At 73.1% G+C, this 15,999-nt stretch carries 12 protein-coding genes and 1 pseudogene; 7 read left to right on the top strand and 6 right to left on the bottom strand.

What is annotated here, in order from left to right; all coding sequences use genetic code 11:
- Window positions 1-338 precede the first annotated feature (338 nt).
- Window positions 339-464 carry a hypothetical protein gene (locus E0L36_RS27825; RefSeq protein WP_258016337.1) on the bottom strand — a complete coding sequence of 42 codons (126 nt, stop codon included), beginning with the start codon at window positions 462-464 and terminating at the stop codon, window positions 339-341.
- Window positions 465-1,092: 628 nt separating this feature from the next.
- Between E0L36_RS27825 and E0L36_RS19355 the strand changes: the two genes are divergently transcribed.
- A complete protein-coding gene (locus E0L36_RS19355; RefSeq protein ID WP_180930392.1) occupies window positions 1,093-2,052 on the top strand; it encodes a pirin family protein in 960 nt (319 codons plus the stop codon).
- 152 nt (window positions 2,053-2,204) lie between these two features.
- On the opposite strand, the gene E0L36_RS19350 is transcribed toward E0L36_RS19355, so the two are convergent.
- The 4 genes and pseudogenes from E0L36_RS19350 to E0L36_RS19330 all read right to left on the bottom strand — a co-directional run bounded on the left by E0L36_RS19350 (window position 2,205) and on the right by E0L36_RS19330 (window position 6,845).
- Window positions 2,205-2,537, bottom strand: coding sequence for a type II toxin-antitoxin system PemK/MazF family toxin (locus tag E0L36_RS19350; RefSeq protein ID WP_180930391.1), 333 nt, complete (start codon window positions 2,535-2,537; stop codon window positions 2,205-2,207).
- 110 nt (window positions 2,538-2,647) lie between these two features.
- A pseudogene (locus E0L36_RS27820) lies at window positions 2,648-3,132 on the bottom strand (IS5 family transposase); the annotation flags it as partial.
- A 655-nt stretch (window positions 3,133-3,787) separates the two neighbouring features.
- Window positions 3,788-4,348 (bottom strand): DUF4232 domain-containing protein, encoded by a 561-nt coding sequence (locus E0L36_RS19335; RefSeq protein WP_180930388.1) that lies wholly within the window; start codon window positions 4,346-4,348, stop codon window positions 3,788-3,790.
- 220 nt (window positions 4,349-4,568) lie between these two features.
- On the bottom strand, window positions 4,569-6,845 hold the full coding sequence (locus tag E0L36_RS19330; protein WP_180930387.1) for a SpoIIE family protein phosphatase: 2,277 nt from the start codon (window positions 6,843-6,845) through the stop codon (window positions 4,569-4,571).
- 105 nt (window positions 6,846-6,950) lie between these two features.
- Between E0L36_RS19330 and aspS the strand changes: the two genes are divergently transcribed.
- Complete coding sequence (aspS, locus tag E0L36_RS19325) at window positions 6,951-8,726, top strand: aspartate--tRNA ligase (protein WP_180930386.1); 1,776 nt, start codon at window positions 6,951-6,953, stop codon at window positions 8,724-8,726.
- 605 nt (window positions 8,727-9,331) lie between these two features.
- On the opposite strand, the gene E0L36_RS19320 is transcribed toward aspS, so the two are convergent.
- Window positions 9,332-9,901 (bottom strand): type 1 glutamine amidotransferase domain-containing protein, encoded by a 570-nt coding sequence (locus E0L36_RS19320; protein ID WP_180930806.1) that lies wholly within the window; start codon window positions 9,899-9,901, stop codon window positions 9,332-9,334.
- 1,420 nt (window positions 9,902-11,321) lie between these two features.
- On the opposite strand from E0L36_RS19320, the gene E0L36_RS19315 reads away from it, so the two are divergent.
- The 5 genes from E0L36_RS19315 to E0L36_RS19295 all read left to right on the top strand — a co-directional run bounded on the left by E0L36_RS19315 (window position 11,322) and on the right by E0L36_RS19295 (window position 15,976).
- Window positions 11,322-11,825: a CrcB family protein gene (locus E0L36_RS19315; protein ID WP_308416837.1), complete on the top strand. Its 504-nt coding sequence runs from the start codon at window positions 11,322-11,324 to the stop codon at window positions 11,823-11,825.
- The gene (locus tag E0L36_RS19310) at window positions 11,822-12,214 is read left to right on the top strand and encodes a CrcB family protein (protein ID WP_180930384.1); all 393 of its coding nucleotides are present in this window, start codon (window positions 11,822-11,824) and stop codon (window positions 12,212-12,214) included. Before E0L36_RS19315 ends, E0L36_RS19310 begins: the two co-directional genes overlap by 4 nt.
- A 315-nt stretch (window positions 12,215-12,529) precedes the next feature.
- Window positions 12,530-13,897, top strand: coding sequence for a deoxyribodipyrimidine photo-lyase (locus tag E0L36_RS19305; protein ID WP_180930383.1), 1,368 nt, complete (start codon window positions 12,530-12,532; stop codon window positions 13,895-13,897).
- A gap of 270 nt (window positions 13,898-14,167) precedes the next feature.
- On the top strand, window positions 14,168-14,644 hold the full coding sequence (locus tag E0L36_RS19300) for a carboxymuconolactone decarboxylase family protein (RefSeq protein ID WP_180930382.1): 477 nt from the start codon (window positions 14,168-14,170) through the stop codon (window positions 14,642-14,644).
- Window positions 14,645-15,157: 513 nt separating this feature from the next.
- A complete protein-coding gene (locus tag E0L36_RS19295) occupies window positions 15,158-15,976 on the top strand; it encodes an Fpg/Nei family DNA glycosylase (RefSeq protein ID WP_180930381.1) in 819 nt (272 codons plus the stop codon).
- The last annotated feature ends 23 nt before the right edge of the window (window positions 15,977-15,999 follow it).

The following is a 15,999-nucleotide window of genomic DNA, read 5'->3' as shown; positions in this document are numbered from 1 at the left end:
CGGCGAGGAGCCGCGGACACACCGCCGAGGAGGGACCCGCACGTCCGACGACGCCGGGGGATGACGGGAAGCGGGAGGTCCCGGCGCCGTTGGATGGTGGGCGGCCGACCGGGCGCGCGGCTACATTGAGAGAGTCACACGACGGGGCACGGCTCCGGGAAGTCGCGGAGACGCGCTCCGTCGGATGGCGTTCCCCGCACGAGCGGAGGCCCGGTCTGGTGGCAGCCAGATCCGGGCCCCGCCCGTGGTCGGGAGCCAGGCGGGTCCGGCCGATTAAGGGGCGGCCGGACCCGTCTGGCACGAGTCGCTGGCCAAGCTCGACCGGAGCCACGCGGTCATCAGCGCACCACCTGCTCCACCACGGCGACGACGGCCACCAGAAGGCTGAGGGCCGCTAACAGGACCTGCCATCGGTCCGGAGCGGACCAGCGTTCGCTGCTGCCTTCGGATGGTTCATGCGTCATGAGCTTCCTCCTCCTCGCTCTTCGGCTGGCCGACGCCAGCCGACGTCGGGCCTCGCGGCCCCCAACCCCTGTACGGGGAAGGGCATATGGAGGACGAGGAGTCCACTCAGGATTCAGAGTAGCGCCCCACCCGCGCGCCCGCACCCAACGTCCGCACGAGCAAGGCGACTTATCCGGGAAAACGCACCTCGTCGACACTCTGCGTCACAACAGGGCGCGAGAGTCCTCCCGTTGAGCCCGGTTTGGGAGGACAGGCGGTGGACGGACAGGCACGTGAGGGCAACCCGCACGGAACGTGACGGGAGCGGAGACCGAGCGTGACGGGCGCCACCGAGGGCATCCCCGTCCGCACACCTCGGCGACCCCGCATTCGCACGCCTCCCGACCCAGCGGCCGCACACCCGCACACCCCGCGCCGCACCCGGCCGCACACCCAACCCCCGCCTCGACCTCCACCCAGCCCCCCGTCGCCCGCCCCACCGGAGCGCTTGGCAAAAGTTAAGGATTCAACTACATTGCTGGAAGTCCGTACGCGTGGAATCCGCGCGGTCCAGGAGTCCGCTCCAGCGGTCTCGGCATCCGGAACGACCCGGCCGCCGAGGAGTCTGGGAAGCCCAGGAGGTCGGTCGTGCCCGCCATCACCGTCGAGAACCCGCTCGCCCTGCCCCGGATAGCCACCCCGGCGCCCGAGTCCGCGCCCCCGCGCCCCGTCACCCGGGTGTCCACCGCGCCCAGCGGCTTCGAGGGTGAGGGGTTCCCGGTGCGCCGCGCGTTCGCCGGGATCGACGTGGCCGAACTCGACCCGTTCCTGCTCATGGACCAGATGGGCGAGGTGGACTACCAGGCGGGTGAGCCGAAGGGCACCCCCTGGCACCCGCACCGGGGCTTCGAGACCGTCACGTACATCATCGACGGCACCTTCGTGCACCGGGACTCGCACGGCGGTGGCGGCGTCATCACCAACGGTGACACCCAGTGGATGACGGCGGGCTCCGGACTGCTGCACATCGAGACGCCACCGGAGGAACTCGTCCTGTCCGGTGGGCTGTTCCACGGTCTCCAGCTGTGGGTGAACCTGCCCGCCAAGGACAAGATGATCGCGCCGAAGTACCAGGACATCCGGGGCGGCACGGTGAAGTTGCTGGCCTCCGAGGACGGCGGCGCCCTGCTCCGCCTGGTCGCCGGGGACCTGGACGGACATGAGGGTCCGGGCGCCACCCACACCCCGATCACGATGATCCACATGTCGGTGAACCCGGGGGCGGAGGTGACCCTGCCCTGGCGGCCGGAGTTCAACGCCCTCGCGTACGGGCTGGCGGGAAGCGGCTCGGCCGGGGCCGAACGCCGGCCGTTCCGGATGGGCCAGGCGGTCGTCTTCGGCGGCGGCGGCTCACTGACGATCCGCGCCGACGAGGCGCAGGACTCCCGCAGCGCCAACTTCGAGGTGGTGCTCCTCGGTGGAGCGCCGCTGCGCGAACCGGTGGCGCACTACGGCCCGTTCGTGATGAACAGCCACGTCGAACTCGCCCAGGCGATGGACGACTTCAAGGCGGGCCGGATGGGCCAGATCCCCGCCGAGCGCGACTGAGACGGACGGGCGCGCGGCCCACGCCCGCCAAGGCGCCAAGTAAGGCGTGTCTCTTCGATCAGGATCGGTGCCAGACGAGGATTGCGAAGGCGGTCGCGGTGCCGGGCTCGATGTAGCCGCGCAGTCGTAGTGCTTGGCCGCCCCACGGGAGCCTATTCAAGTCCACCGAGTCGGAGAAGATCCTGGAGCTCACCGAGCTTCGTGGACGACAGTGCTCCCGCCCGCTCGATCAGGTCTTTCCGGGTGAGGGTGACCAGCCAAGTGCAGGGGATGAGGCCTGGGCGTGGGAGTGCGACTCGCAGGACGCCTTCAAGAGGTAGTCCTTCGGAGGCGCCTACTGCCAGCTCAGCGGCCACGCCACTGAGCTCGGTGCCCGCGGGAGCGACGACTTGCATTGCCCGGAACTCGGACGCCTCTACCTCCGAGAGCAGTACGACCGGGCGCCGCTCGTCGAAATCGGCCCACCAGACTTCGCCCCGTTGCATAGGTCCTCCTGTCACAGAGCGGCGGGCCGAACACTGTTGTGCGCCCGGTTCGAACACCCCATTGTCAGCCCTCAAGGCTCCGGATTGTCAGCCCTCAAGGCTCCGGCCGGTCACGAACGGAGCCAGATGACGACCGCCGCGGCGGTGACGGTGCCGAGGTAGACGTATCCGCGCTTGTCATACCGGGTGGCCACGGCTCTGAACTGCTTCAGTTTCCCGATGGCCCGCTCCACGGTGTTGCGATCTTTGTACCGCTCCATGTCGAAATTCGGGGTCGTCCGCCGCGTGATCCCCGGCGCAGGCGGGCGGCCTTGTGGTCCTTCTTCTCCGGGATCACGTGCCGGATGCCGCGCTTGCGGAGGTAGGCATGGATGAGGCGGTTTCTGTATGCCCTCTCAGCTCCGACGCTGTCCGGCGTGCGGCGAGGACGCCCGGGCCCCGTGCGGGGAACGCGGACCTTGTCCATGACAGGCTCGAACTGGGTGCGGTCCGCCCGCTGCCCTGGCGTGATGAGCAGGAACAACGGGCGGCAACGGCCCTCCGCGGCGATGCGGGTTTTGGTGGTCAGTCCGCCACGGGACCGGCCGAGGGCTTCGCCTGCCGCACCGCCTCCTCCAGCAGGTCGCGCGGTCTCACCACCGCTGGAACTTGCTGAACTGATCTTTGCGTAGCCCCTTTTGAGGAGCCCGGTGGTGTGGGCGGCGCTGACCGGAACGTGGGTTGGGACGTGGGCCGGAACGACCCGGTACAGGCCGAACGTGGCGTAGCACAGCGTGAGTTGGGAGTGGCACAGGCGGCGGGCCGGGGCTGTGGTGGCCCCGGCCCGCGCTGTGCTCCCGGCCGGTCTCCTCCCCACCTGGCGTGGGTGTCAGGTCTGTTGGCCGACCGGGCTTCCGGGCGGGAACGCCCGGGTTGTCTCTCGTCCAGTGTGGCACTGGCAGCCACCGGTGCGCCGGGTTCCGGCTGACCGGTCGTCACCGGCGGTGCGGCCGGTGGTGGTCGGTGGAGGCGCCGTCTCCGGACGGGCCCGGGGCGGCGGTGGTGCGGGTGGCGGTCCTCCGGGCCGACGGCCCGGGTGTCCTGCCGGGTGGTGCGACACGGCCACGGGCGGCGGCCGTGCGGTGGTCCCGGGGCCGGAAGTGACCTTCCGGCCCCGGGGGTTCGTCAACCGCGGGATGCGGCTGGTTCAACCACCGGTTCGGAGCGGACCGTCCGACGACCCTGCCGGGTCAACGATCCGTGGGTGATGGTCAGTTGGGCTGGGTGGGCTGCCAGGCGGTGACCTGGGGGTCCCAGACGCCGATCTCGTGCTTCAGGGTCCGCGGCTTGCCCTCGGCCATGCCCTCCTCACCGACGGACAGGTCGACGACCACGCGGTCCGAGAGCCGGGCCTCGTCGCCCTCGCCGTAGACCGGGATCAGGCTGGCGTAGGCGCGCTCGCCCGGCTCCAGCACCACCGGCTCGGCGGGCTCGGAGTCCTCGACCCAGCTGGCGGAGCCGTCGAGCGCCGGGTCGAAGGAGACGTGCGGGAAACCGGCGGCGACGCAGGACGCGTCCGAGGTGTTGGTGAGCGTGAGCGTGCGGGTGGTGTGGCCCGTCTCGGAGATGTCCAGCGCGGTTCCGGCCGCCGCGCAGGCGCTGACGGCGCTCGTGCCGGAGCCCGGGGTGGCCGCCACCGACGTGCCGGAGGCGACGGCGGTGAGGCCGAGGGCGGCGGTCGCGGCGACGGCGAGCGCGGCGAGCGAGTGGGTGTGGCGGCGCGGGCCACGGGCCGGGCGTACCCGGCGCGCCGAGGTCGTGGTGCTGGTCATGTGGTGCGAACCCCCCTGGGTTTGCGTTTCTACGGACACCACTCTCGTACGCGAACTTCACCGGTGTGTCACGGAATCCCAGCCACCTCGCGACGAACCTGACCGGATCCGGGCGAGCCGCTCACGCCCTGGCCGAATTCCCCGCTGTCCGGGGAGGGTTGGGGCTCCGCACCGGGTTCCGCGCTCGGCCCCACGGGGGTTCGGAGCGGCGGGGGCGCGGTCACTCGATGGCCTCGATCTCCAGTCCGGGTGGGGCCGCGGCGGCGGGGGTGCCCTCGCCCTCGCGCAGTTCGAACCAGATGCGCTTGCCCTCGCCCTGCGGGTCCACGCCCCAGTTGCCCGCCAGCATCTCCAGCAGCACCAACCCCCGTCCGGAGGAGGCCAGTTCGCCGGGGCGGCGGCGGTGCGGCAGCTCGTCACTGTGGTCGCTGACCGTGACGCGCAGCAGCCGCGAGCCGGACTCGCCACTGACCTCGGCCACCATCAGCGCGTCGCTGTCGGTGTGGATGAGGACGTTGGTCAGCATCTCGGAGAGCATCAGCACGGCGCCGTCCAGCTGGTCCGGGTCGGCCCAGTCGTAGAGCAAGCTGTGCAGCTGGTTGCGGGCGTCCGAGACACGGTCGGACTGGGCCTGCGCGACGGTCAGCACGGTGCGGCGGGCGGAGCCCGCCTCGGCGGCCGCGCCCCTGGCGCTCTCCGGGCCGTGTTCGAGGAGGAGCAGCGCGATGTCGTCCTCGCGCCGGTCGCCGAGCGGGCCGCGCGCGTAGTGCGAGGTGGGTCCCTGCACCTCGCGCACCAGGGAGTCGGCGAGCCACTCCAGGCCCTCGCCGCGCGGCGCGCGCTGGTTGGGGCCCTCGACCACCACGGACCGCTCCTCGCGGAGCCTGCCCTGCTCGGTGAGGACTCCGCGCAGGCGCTCCCAGCCGGTCTCCCAGTCGTGGCCGCCGGTCTCGATCAGGCCGTCGGTGAAGATCAGCAGAGTCTCGCCGGGTTCCAGGACCAGACGGGTGGTGGGGTACTCCGGATCGGGTTCGATACCGAGGGGCAGTCCGCCCGCGGTCGGACGGGTCAGGACCGAGCCGTCGGCCATCCGGATGACGGGGTCGGGGTGCCCGGCGCGGGCCACGATCAGCGTCCCGGCGGTGGCGTCGACCTCGGCGTACAGGCAGGTCGCGAAGCGCGGGGAGTCGCCGTGCGGGACGGACTCGGCGGGCGCGGTGGTGTCCGCGGACTCCGTCGACCCGCCGGGCGTCATGCCGTGCAGGAAGCGGGAGGTGCGGGCGAGGACCGCCTCCGGGTGGTGGCCCTCGGCGGCGTAGGCCCGCAGGGCCACCCGCAGCTGCGCCATGACCCCGGCGGCCCGTATGTCATGGCCCTGCACGTCCCCGATGACCAGCGCGGTGCGCCCGGAGGGGAGCGGGATCACGTCGTACCAGTCGCCGCCGACCTGGAGGCCGCCGCCGGTCGGGATGTAGCGCCCGGCCACGTTCATGCCGGTGATCCGGGGCTGCCGGACGGGCCGCATGGTGCGCTGGAGCCCGGCGGACAGCTCCCGCTCGGTCTCGTTGAGGGCGGTGCGGGAGAGCGCCTGGCCGAGCATCCTGGCGACGGTGGTCAGCACGGACCGCTCGTCCGGGGTGAAGGCGACCCGGTGGTCGAAGGCGGCCATCCAGGCGCCCAGTGACCGCCCGGCCACGGCGAGCGGCAGGAACGCCCAGGACTGGCGGCCGTACGGCTCGGCCAGCGGCCAGCTGGTCGGGAAGCGGCGCTGGTACTGCCCGGGCGAGGAGAGGTAGATCGCCCGGCCGGTGCGGACCACCTCGGCGCCCGGGTAGTCGGTGGACAGCGGCATGTCCAGGAACGGACGCTCGTCCGTCTCGCTGTCGGTCTGGCCGTGGTGGCCGATGACCCGCAGCCGGTCGCCCTCCAGCGCGAAGACGGCGAGCGCGCTGGGCGTGAACCCGGGCATCGCGAGCGAGGCCGCCACCCGCAGGACCTCGGCGGTCGACTGGGCCTCGGCCAGCGCCCGCCCCGCGTCCAGCAGGAACGCCTCCCGGTGGCGTCGCCAGTCCCCGGTGACGGCGGGCGCGTTCCGGGTCTCCTGCTCGGCCGGTTCCGGTTCGCCGGCGGCCGAGGGCGGGCCGGGGATCTCGGCGATCAGGCCGATCAGCCGCGTGGCGTGCTCCTCGATCTGCGGGGCCATCCGCAGCCGTACGGTGCGCAGCAGGCGGCCGTCGTCGTCCACGATCCGGACCTGGCCCTCGGCCAGGGTGCCCTCGGCGACGGCGAGGGTGACCGCGCCCTGGTACTCGACGAAGTCGACCGGGTTGATCCGGGCCCGGACGCTGGGCTCCGACAGGGTCAGGGAACCGCCCTCGGGGTCGGGCTCCACCCCGATGAGGCGCGCGGCGTAGGCGTCGACTATCACCGTCTGGTCGGCGTTCTCCCAGCGCCAGACACCCACTCCCACGGCGGTCAGCACGTCCTCGATGTGCATTGCCCCACTTTATGTAGGTTGAGGAAACCCCGGCGAGCGGGAGAGGGCCGGGGCGGTACCCTGAGGGCCGTCTTACTCCCCCCAGCCGACCCCCTTGGATGAGTGATGCATCGGTACCGGTCCCACACCTGCGGCGAGCTCCGGACGACGGACGTCGACACGGACGTCCGGCTGAGTGGCTGGCTGCACAATCGCCGGAACCTGGGGGGCATCCTCTTCGTCGATCTCCGCGATCACTACGGCGTGGTGCAGCTGGTCGTCCGCCCGGAGCGGACGGCGGTGAGCGAGCTGCTCAGCTCGCTCACCAAGGAGACGGTCATCCGGATCGACGGCAGGGTCTCCGCGCGCGGCGCCGACAACGTCAACCCGGAGCTGCCCACCGGTGAGATCGAGGTGGAGGTCGCCCAGGTCGAGGTGCTGGGCACCGCCGAGCAGGTCCCCTTCACCATCAACGCCGAGGACGGGGTGAACGAGGAGCGGCGTCTGGAGTACCGCTTCCTCGACCTGCGCCGGGAGCGGATGCACCGCAACATCATGCTGCGCTCGGCGGTGATCGCGAAGATCCGGGAGAAGATGGTCGCGCAGGGCTTCAACGAGCTGGCGACGCCCATCCTGTCCGCGACCTCCCCGGAGGGCGCGCGGGACTTCCTGGTCCCCTCCCGGCTGCACCCCGGCACCTTCTACGCCCTGCCGCAGGCGCCGCAGCAGTTCAAGCAGCTGCTGATGGTCGCGGGCTTCGACCGCTACTTCCAGATCGCCCCCTGCTTCCGGGACGAGGACGCCCGCGCCGACCGCTCCCCCGGCGAGTTCTACCAGCTCGACATGGAGATGAGCTTCGTCGAGCAGGAGGACGTGTTCGGGGTCATCGAGCGGGTGATGACGGAGCTGTTCCAGGAGCTGGGCGAGGGCCGCGAGGTGACCTCCCCGTTCCCCCGCATCCCGTTCCGCGAGGCGATGCTGCGGTACGGCTCGGACAAGCCGGACCTCCGCGCCGAACTCGAACTCACCGACGTGTCCGAGGTGTTCGCGGACTCGGACTTCAAGGCGTTCGCCGGGAAGCACGTCCGGGCGCTGGCCGTGCCCGACACCGCGGACCTGCCGCGGAAGTTCTTCGACCAGCTCGGGGAGTTCGCCGTCGAGCAGGGCGCCAAGGGCCTCGCCTGGGTGCGCGTCGGAGAGGACGCCGGGAAGCCGACGCTCTCCGGTCCGGTCGCGAAGTTCCTCACCGAGGCGGACGTCGCCGAACTTACCGAGCGGCTGGGCCTGTCGGCCGGGCACGCGGTGTTCTTCGGCGCCGGGGAGTTCGCGGAGGTCTCCAAGATCATGGGCGCGGTGCGGGTGGAGGCCGCGCGCCGCACCGGCAACTTCACCGAGGGCGTCTTCCGGTTCTGCTGGATCGTGGACTTCCCGATGTACGAGCGGAACGAGGAGACCGGCGAGACCGACTTCTCCCACAACCCGTTCTCCATGCCCCAGGGCGGCCTGGAGGCGCTGGAGACGAAGGACCCGCTGGACATCCTCGCCTGGCAGTACGACATCGTCTGTAACGGCGTCGAGCTGTCCTCCGGCGCCATCCGGAACCACGATCCGGAGATCATGTTCCGCGCCTTCGCGATCGCCGGGTACTCCGAGGACGACGTGCGGCGGGAGTTCGGCGGGATGCTCCGCGCCTTCCAGTACGGCGCCCCGCCGCACGGTGGCATCGCCCCCGGCATCGACCGCATCGTGATGCTGCTGGCCGACGAGCCCAACATCCGCGAGACCATCGCGTTCCCGCTCAACAACAACGCGCTGGACCTGATGATGGGCGCCCCCAGCGCGGTGGACGACGCGCGGCTGCGGGAACTGCATCTCGCCCCGCGCAAGCCCAAGTTGACGTAAGCGGATGAGCTGACCCGGGAGGGGACGGCGCTCCCCTCCCCCCGGGCCCGGGGCCCCGGAACCCTCCGGCGGCCCCGGGCCCGCGTCATGTCCCCAGCGAGCCCGCAGCGCAGTTCGTCCCCCGTCCCGTCCGACAGTGCCCAACCACCCGCGTCTCCCAAATCGTTGAGCTCCAGTGCGGTACCGGCGGCGTGGGCGTCCGACGCGTCGTCCGGCCCGTTCGCCGCCGGCCGCACCGGCAGTCCGGCACACCGGGTGGTGCCACCGTCGGTCGAGCACTCCCAGATCAGGGCGCGACCGAAGACGCCCGTGACCGGATGGTCGGGGTAAGTCGCCACTTCTCCGGCCCGCCGTCGTTCTCGTCCGCAACTCACCCTGGAGCGCTCCTACTTGGGGGGCACGGTTGACGGACACGCATGACGGACGCGGGGGTTGGGGGCAAGCGGGGGTGGTGGCCCCGGGCGGTCGTGCCGGGGCCACCACGTCAGAGCGGTACGGTGCCGGTCGCCCGGGGAGCGGTCACCGGGTGCCGATGCCCGGGCCCGTCGCACACCGCCGGTCACACACGACCGGTGACGCACCGCCGGTCGCCCGGGGGCCGCGCGTCAGACGGGGGCCATCGCGAGGGCGGTGTCGACCTCCCGGAGGAAGTCCGGCAGGTCCTGCGGGGTACGCGAGGTGATCAGCAGATACCCCTCGGAGTCGTCCGTGACCACCGACTCGTCGATCCACTGACCGCCCGCGTTACGGATGTCCGTCCGCAGCGACGGATACGAGGTCATCGTCTTGCCCCCGGCCACCCCCGCCTCAACGACCGCCCACGCACCGTGACATATCGCCGCCACCGGCCCGCGCGCCGCCGTGAACGCTCGGACGATGCCGATGGCCGTGTCGTTCAGCCTCAGTGAGTCGGCGTTCAGCGTGCCGCCGGGCACCAGCAGCAGGTCGTAGGTCTCCGGGTCGGCCTCAGCCAGCGTGAGGGTGGGGTCGGCCTCCACTCCGGGGTCACGGTCGCCCTCCAGCGTCCTGATCATCGCCAGGGAGGGCGCCGCCACGTCCACCTCGGCTCCAGCGGCTCGCAAATGCCGTACGGGAACGAGGAGTTCGTCCTGCTCCACGCCGTAGTTCGTGACGATCGCCAGGACACGGCGACCGGTCAGGTCGATGTCCGCCATGGTCATCCCTCAGTTCGTCCACCGGTGGTGGGACGCGGTCGATTGGCCCGGTCCGGGTTCCCCGGCGGAGCGCGTTCATGACCGACGGCCGGAAGTTCTCCGCCCGCCACCCGCCCCGCCCGAACACCCCGCCCCAACGCCCCACGGCGGCCCGACAGGGTCGCCCCCGCCCCGTGCTCGACCCGTCCCTGACCCGTCCCCGTCTCGTCCTCGGTGTCGCCGCGGGTCAGGCGGTGACGTGCACGGAGCGCCACCGGACGCTACGGAGTCGGGAGCCCGGCCAGCCGCCCGGCGCCGCAGACTGCCGGACCGCCCGCTGCCGTGGGGCGGACCGCCCGCCACCGTGGTGGACGGACCGCCCGCCGCGCGGGATGGCGGCCGTGTGCGGCGGCCTGACGAGTACGAGGGAGTGGGCGGGAGCGCCTGGGGTGAGGGGCGTAGGTGTGACGGGCGCCAGGGGCGGGCGGGGTGCGAAGGGCGCGTGGCGCGGCACGCTCTCGTCGACCGCCTCGCAGGCCGACCGCGCACCGCGCCTCCCCCGGGATGGCCGTTCGGAGCCCTGGGGCTCGTGCGTCAACCGCCTCCCTGTGGTCGCCCGTGCTTCCCTTCACGAACAACCGCCTCCACCGTAGAGCAGCCGTCTGTCAGACGCAGTCGGTGCGGTGCGCCGTTTTCCCGGGACGCCCGCCTCCGGTCAACTCTCCGTAGCCGTACGTCGGGCGGCTCGCGACACGCCTCCCTGCCCGGCGGCCGCCCGACCGCCAGCCCGGGCCGGATCCGGGGGCGGCGGGCGGGGTGGCGGCGGCTCCGGAACCCGTGGCAGGGACCACTTTCCGGGCGGTACCACAGAGGAGGGGCGGCCGGTAGCCTGGGCGGCACGGCGGTCTCGTACCGCCGCACGGCGGTGGGGCCCGCCGTCACCAACCGTGGTCGTACGCGCCACCAACGGTCCCTGCTTGTGACAGACAGCACCCGTGCTCGGCAGGGGTGCCGACGAGCAGGGGACGCCGTGTATCGAGAGCCCAGCGCCGAACACCCGCCCGAGGACCCTCCCGGGCCCGGCCGACCCGCGCCCCGCCCCGGAACGTACCGCTCCCGCCCCGAGGGTCCGTCCCGCCCGGAGAATCCGTCCCGGAATCCGTCCCGGAACGCGTCTCGGAATCCGTCCCGCCCGGAGGGCCCGTCGCGGGACGCCCCGTCCCGGGATGACCGGATGGGGGACCACCGGACCCGAGCTGAGCGGATCGGGGACCACCGAACCCGGGCCGAGCGACTCCGGGACCACCGAACCGGGGCTGGGCGGATCGCGGATCACCGAACCGGGGCTGATCGGATCCGGTCGCGGGACGAGCGGATCCGGTCGCGGCCGGAACAACGGTCGTCCGACGGGCACCGCGCACGCTGGAGCACCGAGCTGCCGGTGGTGGCCGCCGTCGCGCTGGGCGGTGGCGCGGGCGCGGGGACGCGGTACGCGACGGGGCTGCTCTGGCCCGTGTCCCCGGGCGGTTTCCCCTGGTCAACGCTGTGCGTGAACGTGCTCGGGGGCGCGCTCATCGGTCTCTTCATGGCGCTGAGCGCCGAGTTCGGGACGGCGGGCGCGCTGCTGCGCCCCTTCGTCGTCACCGGTTTCCTGGGCGGGTTCACCACGCTCTCCACCGTCGCGGCCGAACTGCACGCCCTCGGCGACGGCCAGCCGTACGGGATCGCGCTCCACGACGTGGGCCAGCTCGGCTACTTCGTCCTCACACCGGTGGCGGTACTCCTCGCGGCGTCCACAGCGGCGTGGACGACGGAGCGCGCGGTACGACGCCAGAGCGGAGCCGGAGCCGGGCCCCGGGACGCCCACGGGGACGGGCCCGGGGGCGGGCCCCGGGGCGGCCGCCGCTCCGGGGGCGAGGGTGAGCGACGGGAGGGTTCGACGTGAGCTGGCTGCTGGTGATCGCCGGAGGCGCGGTCGGCGCCCCGCTCCGCTACCTGATCGACGGCGCGGTCCGCCGCCGGTGGCCGGGCGTCTTCCCGTGGGGCACCCTGACCGTCAACCTCGTGGGCTGCCTCCTGCTCGGCGGGCTGCTCGGCGCGCTCGGCGGGACGCTCGGGGCGACCGCGCCCGGCGGCGGCGTCGACCTCCAGCTGCTGCTGGGCGTCGGCCTCTGCGGGGCGCTGACCACGTACTCCACGTTCTCCTACGAGACGCTGCGGCTGGCCCGCGACGGCGCCCCGCGGCTCGCCCTCGTCAACCTCGTCACCACGCTGACCTGCGGACCGGCCGTCTACGTCCTCGCCCACACCGCCGTCCGCGCCGCGCTCTCCTGACGCCCGGACGGGGACGCCGGGCGAGGACGGCTGAGCAGGGGCGGCTGCGCGGGGACGCGCAGGCGGGGCCATCCGGGGGTCGCCAGTGGCTCTCGGGGCGGCCGGGGCGCCACCCGTTCCGGTGAGGCGGCGTTGAGCCGGGTGTGCCGGGTCCGGATCCCCGGCGCCGACCTCGCGGACGCTCTCCGGGCCGGGCGGGGTCACCGAGGTGTCCGGTGCCGGAGTGCCCGGTACCGGCGGCGTCCGGAACGGCCGCGTTCCGGGGGCCGGAGGAGTGCGCGGCGCCGATGCGGCTCCCGCGCGGAGGAGGGTCCCGTGAGTGGTGCCGTCGTGCTGTTCACCTCCGATCTGCGGACGTACGACCATCCGCCGCTGCGGGCCGCGCTCCGCCCGTCCGGTGGCTGGATCGTGCCGTTGTTCGTGGTGGACGAGGGGGTGCGGAACGCCGGGTTCGACGTGCCCAACCGGCGGGCGTTCCTGGCCGACTGCCTGGCCGACCTGGACGGTTCACTACGGGCCGCCGGTGGACGGCTGGTGGTGCGCACGGGCGAGGTCGCCACCGAGGTCCGGCGGGTGGTGCGCGAGACCGGCGCGCGGGCGGTACACCTCAGCGCGGGGGTGAGCGGCTACGCGCTGCGGCGCGAGGAACGTCTCCGGCGGGCGCTGGAGGGGACCAGCTGCGCCCCGCACGTCCACGACGCGGTGATCACGGCGCTGCCGCCCGGGGCGGTCACCCCGGCGGGCAAGGACCACTTCGCGGTGTTCACCCCGTACTTCCGGCGCTGGGAGGCGGAGGGGACGCGGTCCACGCTGGGCGCGCCGCGCGCGGTGCGGGTGCCCGAGGGGGTGCGGTCGGATCGTCTGCCGGGGCGGCCCGGCCGTGGGGTGTCACCCGGGCTGCCGCAGGGCGGTGAGGGCCCGGCGCGGCGCCGTCTGAACCACTGGCTGAGGTACGGGTTGGACGAGTACGCGGACCGCCAGGACCGGCTGGACATGGACGGCACCTCCCGGCTCTCCCCCTACCTGCACTTCGGCTGCCTGTCGCCCGTCGAGACGGTGCGCCGGGCGACGGACCGGGGTGGGGAGGGGGCCCGCGCGTTCGTCCGTCAACTCGCCTGGCGGGACTTCCACCATCAGGTCCTCGCCGCCCGCCCTGGCTGCTCGCACGCCGACTACCGTACGCACCACGACAGTTGGCAGGGCGACGGAGACGACGCCGCCACCTGGCGCGCGGGACGGACGGGCTATCCGCTCGTCGACGCCGCGATGCGGCAGCTGGCACACGAGGGGTGGGCACACAACCGCGCACGGCTGGTGGCGGCGAGCTTCCTGGCCAAGACGCTCTACGTCGACTGGCGCGTCGGCGCCCGGCACTTCCTCCAGCTGCTGGTGGACGGGGACGTCGCCAACAACCAGCTCAACTGGCAGTGGGTGGCGGGGACCGGCACCGACACCCGTCCCAACCGGGTGCTCAACCCGGTCAGTCAGGCCCGTCGTCTCGACCCGGAGGGCGCGTACGTACGGCGCTGGCTCCCGGAGCTGGCCACGCTGCCCGGCCGGGCGGCCCACGAACCGTGGCGACTCGACGAGCGTGAACGCCGCCAACTCGACTACCCCGCACCGATGGTGGCCCTCTCCGACGGCTCGCGCCGCTTCCACCAGGCCCGCGCCCGCGGCACCTGACCCCCGCCCCGACGACGCAGCACGCGAGGACGGGCCGGATGGTCGCCGCCTCCCGTCGGTGGAGCGAACATCGCCGCCCGCCCGCACGCCGCGTTCCAACTGCTCGACGTAACACGTGACTTCCTCGTGAGCGAGGAGGACGGCCCCTGCTGCGCGCGGCGTCGGGGAGGCGCCCTGGAGGGGAGAGACGCACGTCACATCGTGTGCTGTCACATCCGGAGGGGCCGTCCAGTGAAGGGGGTGTCGGAACACACCAGCGAAGGAGCCACCATGGACGCCCGGTTGAACCTGCTCGGCAGCCAGGACGCCGTCAAGGTCGCGAAGCAACTCGCCGCCACGGGACCGCTACTGGCCAAGACGACCCTGCCGCGGTCCACACAGGAGCTGATGAAGATCCGCGCCAGCCAGATCAACGGCTGCGGGTTCTGCACCGATATGCACATCAAGGAGGCGACGCACGCCGGGGAGACCGCCCTGCGGCTCAACCTGGTGGCCACCTGGCGGGAGGCGACGGTCTTCACCGACGCCGAACGGGCCGCGCTGGAGCTGACGGAGGAGGGAACCCGGATCGCCGACGCGGCGGGCGGAGTCTCCGACGAGGTCTGGGCGAACGCCGCCAAGCACTACGACGAGCACCAGCTCGCCGCGATGGTGATGGTCATCGCCGTCATCAACGCCTTCAACCGGATGAACGTCATCGTGCGGCAGCCCGCCGGGAGTTACGAGGTGGGCCAGACCCTGGGGTGACGGCACCCACCGGCCGGGGGTACGGGGCCACACCGGCCCCGGCCCCCCGGCCGCCGGTACGGGCGTCACGGTCTCGGATGCCGGGCCCCCGTCCGACGGACGGGCACCCGGACGACGGTACGACCGCCCCGGCCGACAGTGCGGAAATCCCGGGCGCGGGTGCGGGTGTCCCGCCGGGGCCCGTGATCGGCGGGCGGCCGCTGATCGACGGCGCCCGCCCACAGGGCGTCCGGCCGGGACTCCCGGGCGGACGGCCCGGGTCAGCCGGGTGGCGTAGCCCCGGGCGACAGGGCCGGGCGGGCCGAGCACACTGGAGACGGCCCCGGCCACGCCCCTGACCCGGCGGGCCGCACGCAGGGTGCGCCGCACCCGGGCGAGCCACACACCCCGGCGCGAGTGCCGGGCCCGGCGGCCCGGGCGCGCCCCGGCGATACGTGACACCGGGGCGGCCGGCCCCAACGGGTGTGGTGCGCGGGCTCGTTGGCGGCTCGACGGAAGACGGTGGTGGACGCCATGCCCGAACTCCCCGACGTCGAAGCGTTCCGCGCGGTGCTCGACGACTGCGCGCGGGGCGCGCTGGTCGACCGGGTGGAGGTCCGCGACGCCGGAGTGCTGCACGGGGTGAGCGCTCAGCGCTTCCGGCGGGAGCTGGAGGGGCGACGGTTCGCGGAACCGGAGCGGCGCGGCAAGTGGCTGCTGGGCCGGACGGACGGGCCGACCGTGCTCCTGCACTTCGGCATGACCGGCGAGTTGCACTGCGCGGCCCCGGACGATGCGCTCGCCCCGCACGACCGGGTGGTGTTCACCGTGGGCGGGGACCGGCAGCTGCGCTATCGAGACCAGCGGAAGCTGAAGGGCCTCTGGCTCGCCGACCGGGCGGACGTTGACCGGATGATCGGCGAACAGGGTCCCGACGCACTGGGGTTGGACCGTGCGGGCTTCGAGGCGCGGCTCGCCGGACGGCGCGGCGGTGTGAAGTCCGCGCTCACCAACCAGTCGGTGGTCGCCGGGCTCGGCAACCTCCTCGCCGACGAGATCCTGTGGCGCGCCCATCTCCACCCGGCCCTCGCGGTACGGGAGTTGACGGTGGCCGAGCGCGTCCGGCTGCACACTGAGCTGACCCGCACCCTGAACTCCGCCGTCCGCGCCGGACGGGTGCCGCCCCGGGCGTCCTGGCTCACCGGACACCGCGAGGAGACCGACCCGGTGTGCCCACGCTGCGGTACGCCGCTCCGCTGGGACCGGATGGCGGGACGCGGCACCCTCTGGTGTCCGCGCTGCCAACCCCCCGGCGGTGGCCCATCGCAGTCCGCCGCGCCGTCACCACCGTGACGCCCGCCGCCGTCACCCGCCGC

Source organism: Streptomyces sp. AJS327 (genome assembly GCF_013450295.1).
GTDB lineage: Bacteria > Actinomycetota > Actinomycetes > Streptomycetales > Streptomycetaceae > Streptomyces.
Note: the sequence above shows the minus strand (reverse complement) of the source record. Positions and strands in the feature narration are given on the sequence as shown.

Excerpts from the sequence above, each read along its gene's own strand:
- E0L36_RS27825 (WP_258016337.1), bottom strand. The coding sequence starts at position 464 with ATGACGCATGAACCATCCGAAGGCAGCAGCGAACGCTGGTCCGCTCCG.
- E0L36_RS19350 (WP_180930391.1), bottom strand. The coding sequence starts at position 2,537 with ATGCAACGGGGCGAAGTCTGGTGGGCCGATTTCGACGAGCGGCGCCCG.
- E0L36_RS19335 (WP_180930388.1), bottom strand. The coding sequence starts at position 4,348 with ATGACCAGCACCACGACCTCGGCGCGCCGGGTACGCCCGGCCCGTGGC.
- E0L36_RS19330 (WP_180930387.1), bottom strand. The coding sequence starts at position 6,845 with ATGCACATCGAGGACGTGCTGACCGCCGTGGGAGTGGGTGTCTGGCGC.
- aspS (WP_180930386.1), top strand. The coding sequence starts at position 6,951 with ATGCATCGGTACCGGTCCCACACCTGCGGCGAGCTCCGGACGACGGAC.
- E0L36_RS19320 (WP_180930806.1), bottom strand. The coding sequence starts at position 9,901 with ATGGCGGACATCGACCTGACCGGTCGCCGTGTCCTGGCGATCGTCACG.
- E0L36_RS19300 (WP_180930382.1), top strand. The coding sequence starts at position 14,168 with ATGGACGCCCGGTTGAACCTGCTCGGCAGCCAGGACGCCGTCAAGGTC.
- E0L36_RS19295 (WP_180930381.1), top strand. The coding sequence starts at position 15,158 with ATGCCCGAACTCCCCGACGTCGAAGCGTTCCGCGCGGTGCTCGACGAC.